Annotated in this window: 12 protein-coding genes and 1 pseudogene; 2 read left to right on the forward strand and 11 right to left on the reverse strand. The window is 66.4% G+C overall.

The genetic code is table 11. The annotated features are described in order from the left end of the window. Positions 1-46 precede the first annotated feature (46 nt). From IDF66_RS05985 to eltD, 8 genes are all read right to left on the reverse strand, one after another. The gene (locus IDF66_RS05985; RefSeq protein ID WP_164310855.1) at positions 47-526 is read right to left on the reverse strand and encodes a ribose-5-phosphate isomerase; all 480 of its coding nucleotides are present in this window, start codon (positions 524-526) and stop codon (positions 47-49) included. After that, the gene (locus IDF66_RS05990) at positions 523-2,280 is read right to left on the reverse strand and encodes a dihydroxyacetone kinase family protein (protein WP_190266035.1); all 1,758 of its coding nucleotides are present in this window, start codon (positions 2,278-2,280) and stop codon (positions 523-525) included. The genes IDF66_RS05985 and IDF66_RS05990 overlap by 4 nt, the downstream gene beginning before the upstream one ends. Next, entirely contained in the window at positions 2,277-3,434 is a 1,158-nt protein-coding gene (locus IDF66_RS05995; protein WP_190266036.1) for an ABC transporter ATP-binding protein, read from the reverse strand. Before IDF66_RS05995 ends, IDF66_RS05990 begins: the two co-directional genes overlap by 4 nt. Then, the gene (locus IDF66_RS06000) at positions 3,431-4,561 is read right to left on the reverse strand and encodes an ABC transporter ATP-binding protein (RefSeq protein ID WP_190266037.1); all 1,131 of its coding nucleotides are present in this window, start codon (positions 4,559-4,561) and stop codon (positions 3,431-3,433) included. Before IDF66_RS06000 ends, IDF66_RS05995 begins: the two co-directional genes overlap by 4 nt. Beyond that, positions 4,561-5,454 carry a carbohydrate ABC transporter permease gene (locus IDF66_RS06005; protein ID WP_190266038.1) on the reverse strand — a complete coding sequence of 298 codons (894 nt, stop codon included), beginning with the start codon at positions 5,452-5,454 and terminating at the stop codon, positions 4,561-4,563. Before IDF66_RS06005 ends, IDF66_RS06000 begins: the two co-directional genes overlap by 1 nt. 1 nt (position 5,455) lies before the next feature. Further along, positions 5,456-6,412, reverse strand: coding sequence for a carbohydrate ABC transporter permease (locus IDF66_RS06010; RefSeq protein ID WP_190266039.1), 957 nt, complete (start codon positions 6,410-6,412; stop codon positions 5,456-5,458). A gap of 14 nt (positions 6,413-6,426) precedes the next feature. Then, positions 6,427-7,848, reverse strand: coding sequence for an ABC transporter substrate-binding protein (locus IDF66_RS06015; RefSeq protein ID WP_164310849.1), 1,422 nt, complete (start codon positions 7,846-7,848; stop codon positions 6,427-6,429). 61 nt (positions 7,849-7,909) lie between these two features. Beyond that, the gene (gene eltD / locus IDF66_RS06020; protein WP_190266040.1) at positions 7,910-8,998 is read right to left on the reverse strand and encodes an erythritol/L-threitol dehyrogenase; all 1,089 of its coding nucleotides are present in this window, start codon (positions 8,996-8,998) and stop codon (positions 7,910-7,912) included. Positions 8,999-9,171: 173 nt separating this feature from the next. Between eltD and IDF66_RS06025 the strand changes: the two genes are divergently transcribed. Together IDF66_RS06025 and IDF66_RS06030 are read left to right on the forward strand one after the other, a co-directional pair. After that, the gene (locus IDF66_RS06025) at positions 9,172-10,218 is read left to right on the forward strand and encodes a sugar-binding transcriptional regulator (RefSeq protein ID WP_203588538.1); all 1,047 of its coding nucleotides are present in this window, start codon (positions 9,172-9,174) and stop codon (positions 10,216-10,218) included. 57 nt (positions 10,219-10,275) lie between these two features. Beyond that, the gene (locus IDF66_RS06030; protein WP_164311148.1) at positions 10,276-11,058 is read left to right on the forward strand and encodes an SDR family NAD(P)-dependent oxidoreductase; all 783 of its coding nucleotides are present in this window, start codon (positions 10,276-10,278) and stop codon (positions 11,056-11,058) included. Here the strand turns inward: IDF66_RS06030 and IDF66_RS06035 are convergent. From IDF66_RS06035 to ispD, 3 genes and pseudogenes are all read right to left on the reverse strand, one after another. After that, positions 11,043-12,542 (reverse strand): FGGY-family carbohydrate kinase, encoded by a 1,500-nt coding sequence (locus IDF66_RS06035; protein WP_164310847.1) that lies wholly within the window; start codon positions 12,540-12,542, stop codon positions 11,043-11,045. The genes IDF66_RS06030 and IDF66_RS06035 overlap by 16 nt on opposite strands. A gap of 24 nt (positions 12,543-12,566) precedes the next feature. Next, a complete protein-coding gene (gene ispF / locus IDF66_RS06040) occupies positions 12,567-13,031 on the reverse strand; it encodes a 2-C-methyl-D-erythritol 2,4-cyclodiphosphate synthase (RefSeq protein WP_190266041.1) in 465 nt (154 codons plus the stop codon). A gap of 134 nt (positions 13,032-13,165) precedes the next feature. Continuing rightward, positions 13,166-13,843: pseudogene (ispD, locus tag IDF66_RS06045) on the reverse strand (2-C-methyl-D-erythritol 4-phosphate cytidylyltransferase); the annotation flags it as partial. Positions 13,844-13,859 lie beyond the last annotated feature (16 nt).

Raw genomic sequence — 13,859 nt, forward strand, 5'->3', positions numbered from 1 at the left:
ATCTTACCCGGTTTGACGTCGGCGAACGCGCGCGGCCCGCCGCCGTTCAGCAGGCGCTTCCGGTGTCCTGCCCCTCGTAACCACGCAGGGCGTCGACCTTTGCCGCCGACGCGCTGGTCGCGTCGAACTCGTAGCCCAACCACTCCCTCGCCAGGCGACGCGCGAGTTCCAGCCCGACGACACGCTCGCCGAAACACAGGACCTGCGCATTGTTGGACAGGACCGAGCGCTCGACCGAGTAGCTGTCGTGGGCGGTGACCGCACGGATGCCCGGGACCTTGTTGGCGCTGATGGCGACGCCGAGCCCGGTGCCGCAGACCAGCAGGGCGCGGTCGGCCTTCCCATCGGCCACCATTCGCGCCGCCGCGACCGCGACATGGGGGTAGTCGGTGTGGTCGTCGGATCCGACTCCGACGTCGGCGACCTCCCCGACCCTGTCGTCGGCCTCCAGGTCGGCTTTCAGCGCTTCCTTGTACTCGTAGCCCGCGTCGTCCGATCCGACGACGATACGTAGTTCTGAACTCATCGCATTCCTTCCGGCGAGGTGTTCTCGGCGACGCCGGCAATGGTGTCGGCAACCGTTTTCAGGCACATGGCCAGCGATGTGGCACCCGCATCGGGCGTGCCGACACTCCGTTCGGCCAGTGGCCGCGCCCGCCCGATTCTGGGGCGAAGTCGAGCGGTGGCCTCCGCTGCCTCCGCGGCGACATCGGACGACGATCGCCAGGCAGCGCGCCACTCCTGCCCATCGGCCACGCGCTGCTCGAAGTCCTCGACGAACGGCAACAGGGAGTCCAGCATCGTCTTGTCGCCGGGCGCGGCACCGCCGAGTGCGATCAACGCGTCGTATCCGTCCCGGAGACCTCCGGCGACGGCATCCGGGTCCGGACGACCGGTGTCGCCCAGTCTGGTCCCGAGTGCGCCCAGCAACGCACCCCACAGGACGCCGGACGTCCCGCCCGCCCTCGCGGCCCAGGCCTTGCCCGCCTCCGAGAGCACCGACCCCTGACCGGCACCGGCGGCGACGGCCAGGTCCGCGGCGGCGACCGCAGCCGCCGATCCCTTGACCATGCCGCGCCCATGATCACCATCCCCGGCGACGGCATCGATCCGGCCGAGTTCGTCCTCCGCTGCGAGCAGCACCTCGGCCATGGCGGTCAGCGCCCGCGCCGCGACGATGCCGCCGGCGCGGCCGTCGTCGTCGGCCGACGCCGCGAGGTCTTCTGGCCGCTGTCCGGACATTCCCTCGTCCACGGCGCGACGTTCGCCACCGGCAGTCCGCGACAGCGCCCCCTTGCGGTACGCCGGGGTGTCCGCGGGCGCTCGCCAATACTTCTCGAGCTCGTCGTCGAGCCACATCACCGTCAACGAACAGCCGGCCATGTCCAGACTGGTGACCAGTTCGCCGACCTCTGGTTCCACGATGGTGAATCCGCGATCCCGCAGGAGTCCGGCAACCGTCGACCAGACGACGAAGAGCTCCTCGTACTTGGTGCGGCCCAGGCCGTTCAGGATCACCGCGACGCGAGTCGACGACGTCTGCGGAGCATGCTCGAGGACCCCGTCGACCAGCGTCGCGGCCAACTCGTCCGCGCGCGGCAGCGGCTCGTCGGAAACCCCGGGCTCCCCGTGGATTCCGAGGCCGACACCCATCGTCCCCTCCGGCACGGTGAACAACGGGTGATCGGCACCGGGCATCGTGCAACCGCCGAAGGCGACACCGAGAGTGCGGGTCGCGGCGTTCGCGGCCTCCGCAACCCGCACCACCCCGGTGATGTCGAGACCGTCCTCGGCGGCGGCGGCCGCGCACTTGAACACGGTGAAGTCGCCGGCGATCCCCCGACGCTTCTCCTCGCTCCCCGCGGGCGCGCTCGCGACGTCGTCGGTGACGGCGAAATAGTGTGCGTCGACACCTTCGGCACGCAACTCCGCCACCGCCAGACCGAAGTTCATCACGTCGCCCGCATAGTTCCCGGTGGTCAGGAGGACTCCGGCATCGCCGTGCGCGGCACGCGCCACTGCCGCGGCCTCATCGGCCGACGGCGACGTGAAGATGTTGCCGACCACAGCGCCGTCGGCAAAACCCGCGCCGACGACGCCGCAGAACGCCGGGTAGTGGCCGGACCCGCCCCCGACCACCACCGCCACCTTGCCCGGACGTGTGGTGGTCGCCCGGACGACACCGCCGGGCACGCCAACCACCTGCTCCGCATTCGCGTCGAGGAAACCGGCGAGCATGTCCTCGGTGAACCGCGCCGGATCGTTGTACAACTTGGTCATCGCAGTCGATCTCCGTTGTCGGTGTCGAACAGGTACACACGCTCCGGCGATGCGGTGAGGACGACCCGCTCCTCCGCCTCGTGGATGTCCTGCGCAGGGGTGACGGTCACGATGCCCTCTTCCATTCCCCGCACGGTCGACGTCGTCAACCCGAACTCCAGGAGGTGCTCGAACCAGGCGACCTCGGCCCCGACACCGGCCCCGTCCTCGCGAGTGCCCCGAGCCAACGAACAGTCCTGCGGACGCACACCCACGGTCACCGATTCCCCGTTCCGAACCGAGCTCGCCGACGACTCCAGATACCCGGCGCCGGAGCCGATCTCGACACGGGTACGGCCGTCGACGATGCGCACGACCCCGGGCAGTACGTTGATCTGCGGCTCGCCGACGAACTGGGCGACGAACAGATTGGCCGGGTCGTCGAAGACCTCGTCGGGCGTTCCGAACTGCTGCACCACACCGTTGGCCATGACGGCCAGGCGGTCGGCGAGCGACAACGCCTCCACCTGATCGTGGGTCACGACGATCGTGGTGTAGCCGAACTCGCGCTGCAGGACCTTCAACTCGCGGCGCACCCGATTGCGCGCCGACGCGTCGAGATGGCTCAGCGGTTCGTCGAGGAGTAGGACCGGGGGGTTGCGGACCAGTGCCCGGGCCAACGCCACGCGTTGTTTCTGACCGCTCGAGAGCGCCGCGGGGCGCAGCGACAGCAGGTCTTCCATCTCGAGACGGGCCGCGATCGAATCCACCATCTGCTCGGCGCCGGCGACCTTGCGGGCCTTGAGCCCGTAGAGAAGGTTCTCCCGGATCGACATCGGCGGGTAGAGCGCATAGCTCTCGAAGCCGACCCCCACACCTCGCTTGGCCGCGGGCAGATCCGAGATCTCGCGGTCCCCGATCGTGATGGACCCGCTGGTGACCGTCTCGAGGCCCGCGATCATCCGCAGCGTGGTGGTCTTGCCGCAGCCGGACGGGCCCAGCAGTGCCACCAGTTCCCCCGGCTCGATGGCAAGGTCGATTCCCTTGACCGCGGTGAACTCCTCCCGACCGCGTGCCGCGTACGTCTTCACCAGCGAGTCGAGGGTCAGACTCTGGGCCCCTGCTGCGCTGTCCGTGGTGATGGTCGCTGCGTCGCGGCCACGGGTGAAACTCATCGTGCTGCCTCCACAGATGTCTCGTACGGGTTTCCGAGGCGGATGGTGTCCCCGTCTCCCGCGGCGAAGAAATGAACGTCCGAGCGGGCGATGGACATCACGGCGTCTGAGCCTTCACCCACCCCGTGGCGCCCGGTGGTCAGCGCGATCAACTGTTCGCCCGCGACATCGACGGTTAGCTCGATGTTGCGGCCGAGTCGCTCGGCGAGGACCACATGCCCGCTCAGCGCGACATCGACCGAGGTGTCGACCTGTGATCCACGGACATGGAAGTCACACGGCCGCATTCCGACCCGGACCCGGTCACCGCGGGATACGGGCAACCCATCGGGTATCGCCACCTCCAGCTCACCATCACCGAGCCGGACCACCCCGTCATCGACGACGCCGTCGAGGAGGTTCATCTCGGGCTGGCCGAGCGAGCGCGCGACGAACGTGTCGGCAGGTCGGTTCCAGAGTTCTGCCGGTGTGCCGATCTGGACGAGTCGCCCCTCGCGCAGCACCCCGATCCGGTCGCCGAGCGCCAGTGCCTCCTGGTAGTCGTGCGTGACGTAGACCGTCGTGGTGTTCGACATCGCACCCAGTTGTTTGAGTTCGGCCCGCATCGCGGCACGCAGCTTCGCGTCGAGATGACTGAGCGGTTCGTCGAGGAGATACACGTCGGCAGGACGGACGAGCACCCGCCCCAGGGCCACGCGCTGGCGCTGACCGTTGGACAGCTCACGCGGAAACCGCTTGAGCAAGTGGTTGATGCCCAGCGTGGTGGTGACCTGATCGATCCGCTCCGCACGCTCGGCCTCGGAGTACTTTCCGGTGCGGCCCGACTTGAGCGGTGACGCCAGGTTCTCGCTGACGGTCTTCTGTGGATACAGTGCATAACTTTCGAAGGCCATCGCGACGTTGCGGTGATAGGGCTCGACCCGCGTCATGTCGACGCCCCCGATGTGCACCGACCCGCCGTCCACGTCCACCAGTCCCGCAATGGATTTCAAGGTGGTGGTCTTGCCTGCGCCGCTCGGCCCGAGGATGACGAAGAACTCGCCGTTCTCGATGGCGACCGACAGGTCGTCGACCGCGGTGACCTTTCCGAACCGTTTGGTGATCTGCGAGAGATCGAGTGTTGCCATCAGGCCTTCACCGCCCCGAATGAGAGTCCACGAACGAGATAGCGCTGAATCGTCAGCGCCAGGATCAACGGAGGCAGAGCCGCGATGATCGCGGCCGCTGCCGTCAGGTTGTAATACGCCTGCCCGCCGCCGCCGAGGAACTTGGTGATCGCGACGGTCACCGTGCTGGCATTGCTGTCGGCGAGGATCAACGGGAAGATGTAGTTGTTCCACGCGAAGATGAAGGCCAGCAGGGCGGCGGCCGCGATTCCTGGGCGGACCATCGGCAGGGCAACCATCACGAACGCACGCTTGCGCGTGTATCCGTCGAGCAACGCGGCCTGCTCGAGATCCTCGGGGAGATCCTGGAAGTATGACCGCAGAATCCACACCACCAGCGGCATGGTGACCAGTTGCAGGACCCAGATCATGCCCACCTTGGTGTCGAAGAGCCCGATCTGGTTGTAGATCACGAACAGCGGGACGATGACCATCAACTCCGGCGCGAACCGGAACGAGAGCATCTGGAACATCAGGTCATTGGAACCCCGGTACTGCCAGCGGCCCGCCGCGTAGGCCGCGGGGATACCGATGACGAGCGACACGATCACCGCGCCACCGCAGTTGATGAGACTCGTCAGGAGAGATGCCTTGAAGTCGACGCTGGTCAGCTCGGTGCCCCGGCTCGACAACACCGTGCCGAAGTTCTCCCAGGTCGGACTGAAGTGGAAGAACGTGGTGGTCTGCTGTTCGTCGTTCTTCAACGCCAACAGGAACATCCAGACGATCGGGAACAGCGAGAAGACGAACCACACGAGGATCGTGAGGTCGGCTGCCACCGAACCTGCGGTGAATCTCTTTCGCCCCGGCAGCAATTCGGCCGGCGCGAGCGACGGTTTCCTCAACTTCGGCATCTCAGGACTCCGCTCCGGCAGCACGACGCTGCGCTTTTCCGAGCACGCTCACGAGGATGCGCGCGGTGATGAACACGATGATCCAGAGCAGCAGCATGTACGTGCTGCCGCGCGAGTAGTCGAGGTTGATGATCGAATCCTCGAAGGCCCCGATCTGCAGGGTGCGCGTGGCCACGCCCGGACCGCCCGCGGTGAGGACGTAGATGTGGTCGAACACCTTCAGGTTGTCCATGAACCGGAAGATGACGGCGACCAGGATGTACGGCCAGATCATCGGGAGCATGAGCTTGCGGAACATGTAGAACCAGCTTGCGCCGTCCACCTCGGAGGCCTCGAACGGTTCCTTGGGCAGCGACCGGATGCCGGCCAGTACGAGGATCGCCACGAAGGGCGTGAAGATCCACAGGTCGACGAGGATGACCGACCAGAGTGCGTTGGAGCTCGAGAGCCAGTCGAAGGTGTTTCCCAGTCCCAGAACATGGTTGAGAATTCCGAACTGGGGGTTGAACATGAGCTTCCAGATGACGCCCGCGATCACCGGCGCGATCATCAACGGGAGGATCAGTACCTTCTCGAAGATCCGTCCGACGAAACTGGATCGATTCAGCAGCAATGCGAGCCCGACGCCGAGCGCCGTCTCCACCGCGGTGGCGACGACCGCGAAGATCGCGGTGACCGACACGCTCTTCCAGAAGATCTGGTCGCCGAGGACCGATGCGAAGTTCTTGAACCAGACGAAATGCGGGTCCGGGTTCACCGCCGCGTAGTTGAGAAACGCGTAGTAGGCGCCGACGAAGAACGGGTAGAGGATGCCGATCACGATGATCAGCGCGGGTAGCGAGAGAAGGTATGGTCGAGCCTTACGTCGCCAGCTCGGCACTTCCGGAAGGTCCCTGGCCGCCGTCTGCGATGGTTGCTCCGGCGTCGCGGGAGGCGCCTTGGGGGTCTGTGTGGTCATGGATGCCAGAACTCCTACAGGTTGACCTTGGACGTGTTGGTCTTGGCAAGGCTTCTCAGCCGGGACGACGCATCATCCCCGCCGTAGATGTCCTGCAACGCGACGGCCCAGTCCTTGGTGGTGTCGAAGAACTTCTTCTGGGGCGTGAACTGGATCTTCGAGGAACCGATCACCGTTTCGAAGGTCTCCAGATAACCCGGCTGATCGGCCGCCACCTTCTTGAAAGTCGTGTCGAACACCGACTTCCGCACCGGATCGGCATAGATGCCACCCTCGACGGCCTTGTTCATCGAGTCTTTCCCGGTTGCCCACTGCATGAACAACCATGCCGGGAGTTTGTTGGCGGAGTTGGCGTTCATCGCCCAGCTCCATGTCCACAGGTTGGTCTTGTGGTTGCCGTCCGGGCCGGCCGGACCCGGGTACCAGCCGAGATTGCCCGCCTGGGCACTGGCCCCAGGCTTGTTCTTCGGGTAGGTCGCCGAGTCGGCGTCGTAGACCATCATGGCTGTCCCGTCGCCCAGATCACCGGTCGCATTGGGGTAGTCGTAGGTGGTCCACGACGTCGGCCCGGCCTTGTGCTGCATCTCGATCCACTTCTCGGTGAAGGCGACAGCTTTGTCACTGTCCATCTCCGCGACCAGTTCGCTGCCGTTGAACGAGTAGTCGACAGCGCCCTCACGGGTGTACTGCGTCATGAAGCCGGGATGGATGGTCGCCCATGATTTCGATCCGCGCGTGGCGATCCCATATCGGTTGGCGGACCGGTCGGTGAGGTCGATGGCCAGCTGGACGAAATCGTCGAAGCGGTCGGGCAGCCGGATTCCGCGTTTGTCGAAATATGCCTTGTTGTACGCGACGACGTTGTTCTCGAATCCCCACGGAATCGCCCATTGACCGCCGGTCCCGAGTGGGCTCCCTGTCTCGAAATCCCAACGCGTGGAGGTCCGTAGACCTTCGAAGATGTCATCGAAGTCGTATTCGGCACTGGTGGCCGACGAGTTCTGCAGCCATGGTCCGAGATCTTCGATCCATCCGGGGGGCCCGTACTGCCAGATGAAGTACGCACCGAGCATGAACGCGTCGTGTTTGCCCGTACCACCGGCGAGTTCGGTGTTGAGCTTCGTGAAGTAGTCGGCCTCCGGGACGAGGTCGACGTTGACATTGATGCCCGTGAGCTCGGTGAACTCGTGTAGCAGCGGCTGATACGACTGCTGGTACGGGTGCGGGGTCTGCAGGATGTTGATGGTCGACCCGGATGCCTTGCGCCAGTCGAACCCACCGGTGACCGCAGAAGCGCCGTTCGGCGCATCGGTGCGACCGCCGATCCCGCAGGCGCCGAGCACCGGCACCGATGCGGCCGCGACACCGGCGAGTCCCAACGCCCGCAACATGTTCCGGCGCGACATCTGCGGTCCGCCGAACCGTTCTCCACTCATCTGACCCCTGTCCTCCGTGTAGCTGTCATGTAGCTGTCGGTGATGTCCGCACCCGTCTCGGTCACTGCGGGATGAGGGAGACCTTGACCGACTCGGTGCCCTTCGCGACGAGATCCAGACCCTTCTGGAACTCGGCCAGTGGGAGCTGATGGCTGCAGATCTCGTCCATCGGCAACACGCCGGACTCGATCATGCGGATGGCAGCAGGCCAGCAATACGGCCCGAGATGGGCGCCGAGCACATCGAGCTCCTTGTCGTCGCTGATGATGCTCCAGTCGACGCTCACATCACTGCCGAAGACTCCGTACTCGACGTAGCGGCCGAGCTTGCGCAGCAGGTTGAGGCCCTGCGGCACCGCCGAGGGGTGCCCGGTCGCCTCCAGGTACACATCGGCGCCGTAACCGTCGGTGAGCTCCCGGATGATTGCGCCCGGATCCTCCTCGGCGATGTTGATGACCCGGTCGGCCCCGCACCTGGCGGCGAGGTCGAGTTTCGCAGGCGCCATGTCGAGGGCGACGACGTGCATCGGGTTCTTGGCACGGGCACCGGCGACCATGCCCAGACCGATGGGGCCGCAACCGGCGACCACCACGACGTCCTCGAAGGTGATCCGGGCTCGTTCCACCGCGTGCAGCGAGCACGACAACGGTTCGGTGAACGCGGCATGATGTGCGGGGATGTCGGGGGACACCCGGTGCACCAACGCCGCGGCCGGATAGACCATGTAACTCGCCATCGCACCTGGCGTCCGCCGCTTGAAGCCGTACAGATCGTGCGGTGCGCACATGTGATACTCGCCGCGCTTGCAATACCGGCACTCCCAGCACGGGACGATCTGCTCGGAGACCACCCGGTCACCGACCGCGATGTCCCAACGGCGCGTGGCGGCCTCGTCGACTGCGACGACCTTGCCCACGAACTCGTGCCCGGGGATGACCATCGTCTCGGCCCACGCAGGCCGATTCTCGTCGCCCCAGAACTTCGCGGCCCCGTGGTAGCACTTCAGATCGCTCGCGCAGATACCGACGGCCTCGACTCGGACAAGTGCCTCGCCCGGCCCGGGCCGGGGTACCGCCACTTCCTCGAGGCGGTAGTCCTCGGGCCCGTGGCAGACCACTGCCTGCATCTTCTCGGGAATCTGGTCGAGCATGAGTTCTCCTTCTCCGCGTGGATGCCGACCGACCTCACGCACCCCGCCAGGTCGGTCACAGCGCACCTGTCATGTGGTTGGTGTCACACTAGCCAGCGGCCGTAGCAAATGTCCAGAACCAATGTTCAGAGAATTCATTTCACGATCATCTGTTCAGTGCCATACTCGTCAGCGTGGGACGGTCAGCACAGAACACCCGGGTCTCCGGCGTCCAGGCAGCCACGCCCGACGCCGAGAACGGTCACTTCTCCCCTGCGCTGCTCTATGCCGCGGCAAAGCTGTACTACTCCGAGGACGCGACCCAGGCCGAAGTGGCCGCCCAGCTCGGCACCAGCCGCGCAACCGTCAGTCGCCTCCTCGCCGAGGCGAAGCGACAAGGCATCGTCCGCATCGAGGTCGTCCCACCGACCGGCGCCGAGGACGGCGACCTCGCCGAACGGGTGGCACAGGCGATCGGGCTGACGTCGGTCCACCTGAGCCTTCCGCTGCCGGCTCCGGCACCCGGTCGTACCGGCGTCGACGTGATGGGTGGGACACTCGCCCCGGTGGTCGCACGGGCGCTGGCGGGCGCAGGCCTACTTCCCGGCGACGTCTTGCTGGTGTCGTCGGGCCGGACCGTCTACGAGGTCGCCCAGTTCGAGCTGACCTCGCTGCCCGGTGTGCTCGTGGTCCCCACCGTCGGAGGCAACGATCAGCCCGAGGCCTGGTATCAGACGAACGAGATCACTCGACTGATCGCCGACCGAGTCGGCGGACGTCCCAACTACTTGTTCGCACCGGCGCTTCCCGGGCCCGACCTGTACCGGTCGCTCTTGAACGACCCGGCCATCGAACGGATCATCCGCCTCTGGCCGCACGCCCGCGCAGCGCTGATGGGCGTCGGCGCCCCACCGCTGCTGCGCTCGGACATCCCGCAATTCGTGCCGACGTCCTCGGTCTCCCTCCGAGATTCGGTTGGCGACGTGTGTTCGCGATTCTTCGACCGCGACGGTGCCGCCGTCGATTTCGAGGGTGGCGACCGACTCATCGCCGTCGAACTCGAGCTCCTGCGCCACATCCCCGTCGGTATCGCCGTGGCCGTCGGTGCCGACAAGGTCGAATCGGTCATCGCCGGCGCGCGGGGCGGCTATTTCAACCAGCTCGTGACCGACCCGGCGACGGCGCTCGCGATCGCCGAGCGCGCCGAGGCCCTCCCGGACAGCACCCCCACCGGCGCCTGACCTCCGCTCCACCCGAAACGCTTCCCCCGACAACCCCCGAGGTGACCAGTGACGACCATGCCCAGCGCTCAGCACACCGACGACCTCGCGCTACGCGGCAAACGCGCCTTGGTCACCGGAGCCACCAAGGGGATCGGCGCCGACATCGCGCGCCGGTTGGCCGCGGCCGGGGTGAGGTTGGTGTTGACCGGCCGAGACGAGGCCGAACTCGCTTCGGCCCGAGACGATCTGACGAATGAGTTCGGCGTGGACGTCGAGACGGCGGCCGTTGATCTAGCGGACGCGTCGGCACCGGAACATCTCGCCGGTGTCGCGATCGCCGCCTTCGACGGACTGGACGTGTTGATCAACAACGCCGGGGTCTCCTACCCCGAACCGGCGATCGTCACCGACCCCGGCCATTTCGATACGACGATCGCGATCAACCTGCGGGCCCCGGCGCTGTTGGCCGCGGCGGTCGGTCGCCATCTCGTCGAGCAAGGCACCGGCGGCTCGATCGTGACGGTCGCCTCCGCCGCCGCCCTTGCACCACTGCCCGAGCACTACGCGTATTGCACCGCCAAGGCCGGATTGGTCATGGCCACAAAGGTTCTCGCGCGCGAACTCGGGCCGCACGGAATCCGGGCCAATTCGGTGTGTCCGACGGTCGTCCTCACCGAGATGGGTCAGCGCGTCTGGGGCGACGAGGCAAAAGCGGCCCCGATGCTCGCACGAATTCCTCTGGGCCGATTTGCATTACCGCACGAGGTCTCGAACACCGTCGCGTGGCTGTGCTCGGATTCCGCGAGCATGATCAACGGCGTCGACATCCCTGTCGACGGCGGCTACACGATGGGTTGATGTGCCGAGGTGGCGATCTCGGTCAACCGGTGGACCTGCGGCCGGGTTGCCGGGTAGAGCTCCTGCCACGTGGCATAGAGGTCGTCATACAGCGCACGATACTCGGGACGGGGTTCGACGACCCGGGCGATCCTGGCCCAATCCGTCTGCGGGGGAACCAATCCGACACCGATCGCCGCCAACAATGCGTCCCCGTAGCTGGCTCCGATGGTCTGTTCCGGGATGAACTGCGGACGCCCGATGACGTCACTCATCGTCTGCACCCAGACGTCGCTCCGCACTCCACCACCGACCGCGACGCTGCGCATCGCGACATGCGCATCGTCGAACCTGTCGAGGATCTGGCGGATCCCGAACGAGATCCCCTCGTAGGCGGCTCGGAACAAGTGACCACGAGTGTGCCGCAACGTCATCCCGGCCACCACCCCGCGCGCCTTGGCATCGAACACCGGGGTGCGCTCACCCGCCAGGTACGGCAACACCAGCAAACCCTCACAACCGGGCGCGACAGCTGACGCCTCGGCGGTGATCTCGTCGAATGCGGCTCCCCCGGTGACGGCCTGCAGCCAGTTGATGAGACTGCCCGCGGTCGAGGTGCCCGCCGCCAGGGCGAGCGTGTCGGGCTCGATTCCCGCCGTCGTCCAGAGCGCCGAATCGCTGTGATAGGCATCGATGATCTGAACGAGGAACATCGTCGACCCGTACATCAGCATCTGGTCACCGGACTTGCGGACGCCAACCGAGAAGCCTTCCGAATACGCGTCGACCGTGCCGGCGACGACCGGCGTACCCACGGGCAGCCCGGTCTCCTCTGCGGCCTCGGCGTGAACGTGGCCAACGACTTCTGAGGGCCACACGAGCCGCGGCAGCGGCAGATGCCCGCAGATCCGCTCCGCCCACGTGTCGTTCCACCGGAAATGCCGGGTCTCGTAAAGCGGGTCGCACTGACTTGCCGTGTGATGATCGATGACATACTCGCCGGTGAGTTTCGCCGCGACATATGAATTGGAGCCATACCAGCGACGGGCGCGCGCGAAGATCTCGGGCTCGTGACGGCGAACCCACTCGATCTTCGGTCCCACCGCCTGACTCGACAACACGGTGCCGGCCCGTTCGAGGATCTGGTCGGCACCGAGTTCGGCGGTGAGGATGTCGATCTCCTCGGTGGCGCGGGTGTCGATCCCGTAGAGAATCGCCTGCCGGCATGGATTGAGCTCCTCGTCGCACAGCACCAGGCAGGGGCCCACCCCACTCACGCATACTCCAGCGATCCGGGACCCGCGCGGCGCCTGCTCCACGAGACGCCTGCTGAGTTGGCACACCTCTGCCCACCACACCCGCTCAGGATCGAATTCGGCCCATCCGGGCCGCGGCAGCGATACATCGTGGGACAACGTCTCGGTGGCGAGAACCGAGCCCGAGGTGTCGACGATCACCCCTTTCGAACTACCGGTACCCATGTCGATTCCGAGCAACAGATCCACGTGCAACACCCTAACGGCCGTGATTCAGCGGCCGTCGAGCAAAGCGGTCGCCACGGCCGCCACGCCCTCGCCCCGACCGGTCATTCCCAGCCCGTCGGTGGTGGTCGCCGACACCGACACCGGCGCGCCGAGCGCCGCACCAAGCACCTGCTGCGCCTCGTCACGACGAGGTCCGATCTTCGGTCGGTTGCCGATCACCTGGACCGCGGCGTTCACCACATGGAAACCGGCATCGGTAACGAGTTGCCGCACGTGCTCGAGCATCGCCACCCCGGACACGCCCGCCCATTCGGGGCGGCCGGTCCCGAACACCGAGCCGACATCGCCGAGTCCGGCCGCCGACAGCACCGCGTCACACAGGGCGTGCGCGCCGACGTCACCGTCGGAATGACCTTCGCAACCGGGTACCTCGGGGAAGTGCAACCCGACCATCCAGCACTGCGCTTCCGCGTCCACCCGGTGCGCATCGGAGCCGATACCGACTCTCATGAGGGTCGCTCCGTGCGGTGGTCTCGATACGTCTCCTCGCTACGCTCGTCGACTACTCGACCAGCGGGAGTCGAGTGCTTGTCGACTACTCGACCAGCGGGAGTCGAGTGCTTGTCGACCACGCGACCAGCGGGCGATGTCTCCGCCACGACGTCGCGCGCGATCCGGAGATCCCAGGGCGTGGTGATCTTCATGGCCAGCGGATCGCCGGCGACCACGTGGACCGGAATCCCGGCACGCTCGGCGAGTCCCGCATCGTCGGTGGCGAGGCCGGAGGCATCGGCATGAGCCTGCATCAGCGCCGCGCGGGTGAACCCCTGGGGGGTCTGGATGGCACGGAGACGTTCACGGTCGACGGTTCGGATCACCGCCTCGCCTGTGTCGTGCCCGGCCGACGCCGGATCGACCTCTTTGAGCGTGTCGGCGACCGGCAGTCCGGGGACCACCGCGAGATGTCCGTGACGCACGGCGTCGACGACCCGATGGAACACATCGGGCGGTGTGAAGGGGCGAGCGGCGTCGTGGACCAGCACGATGTCGGAGTCCGTCCCGGCAATGCCTGCCCGGACCGACTCGGAGCGGTGAGAGCCACCCGCGACAACGGTGGCGGCCGGGACCAGACGCTTCGCCTCGTCGATCAGGTGCACCGGAACCACCACGACGACGGTGTCGGCAACCCCTGCTCGCAGGATGCCGTCGACACAGTGTTCGAGAATGGTGGTTCCGCCACCCAGATCGACAAAGGCCTTCGGGACCGCCTCACCCAGCCGGGTGCCCGACCCCGCCGCCGGGACGACCACACTCACCGTCATACCGGCGCCACCAGGA

Origin of the sequence: Gordonia hankookensis (assembly GCF_014673215.1) — a bacterium.
GTDB classification, from domain to species: domain Bacteria; phylum Actinomycetota; class Actinomycetes; order Mycobacteriales; family Mycobacteriaceae; genus Gordonia; species Gordonia hankookensis.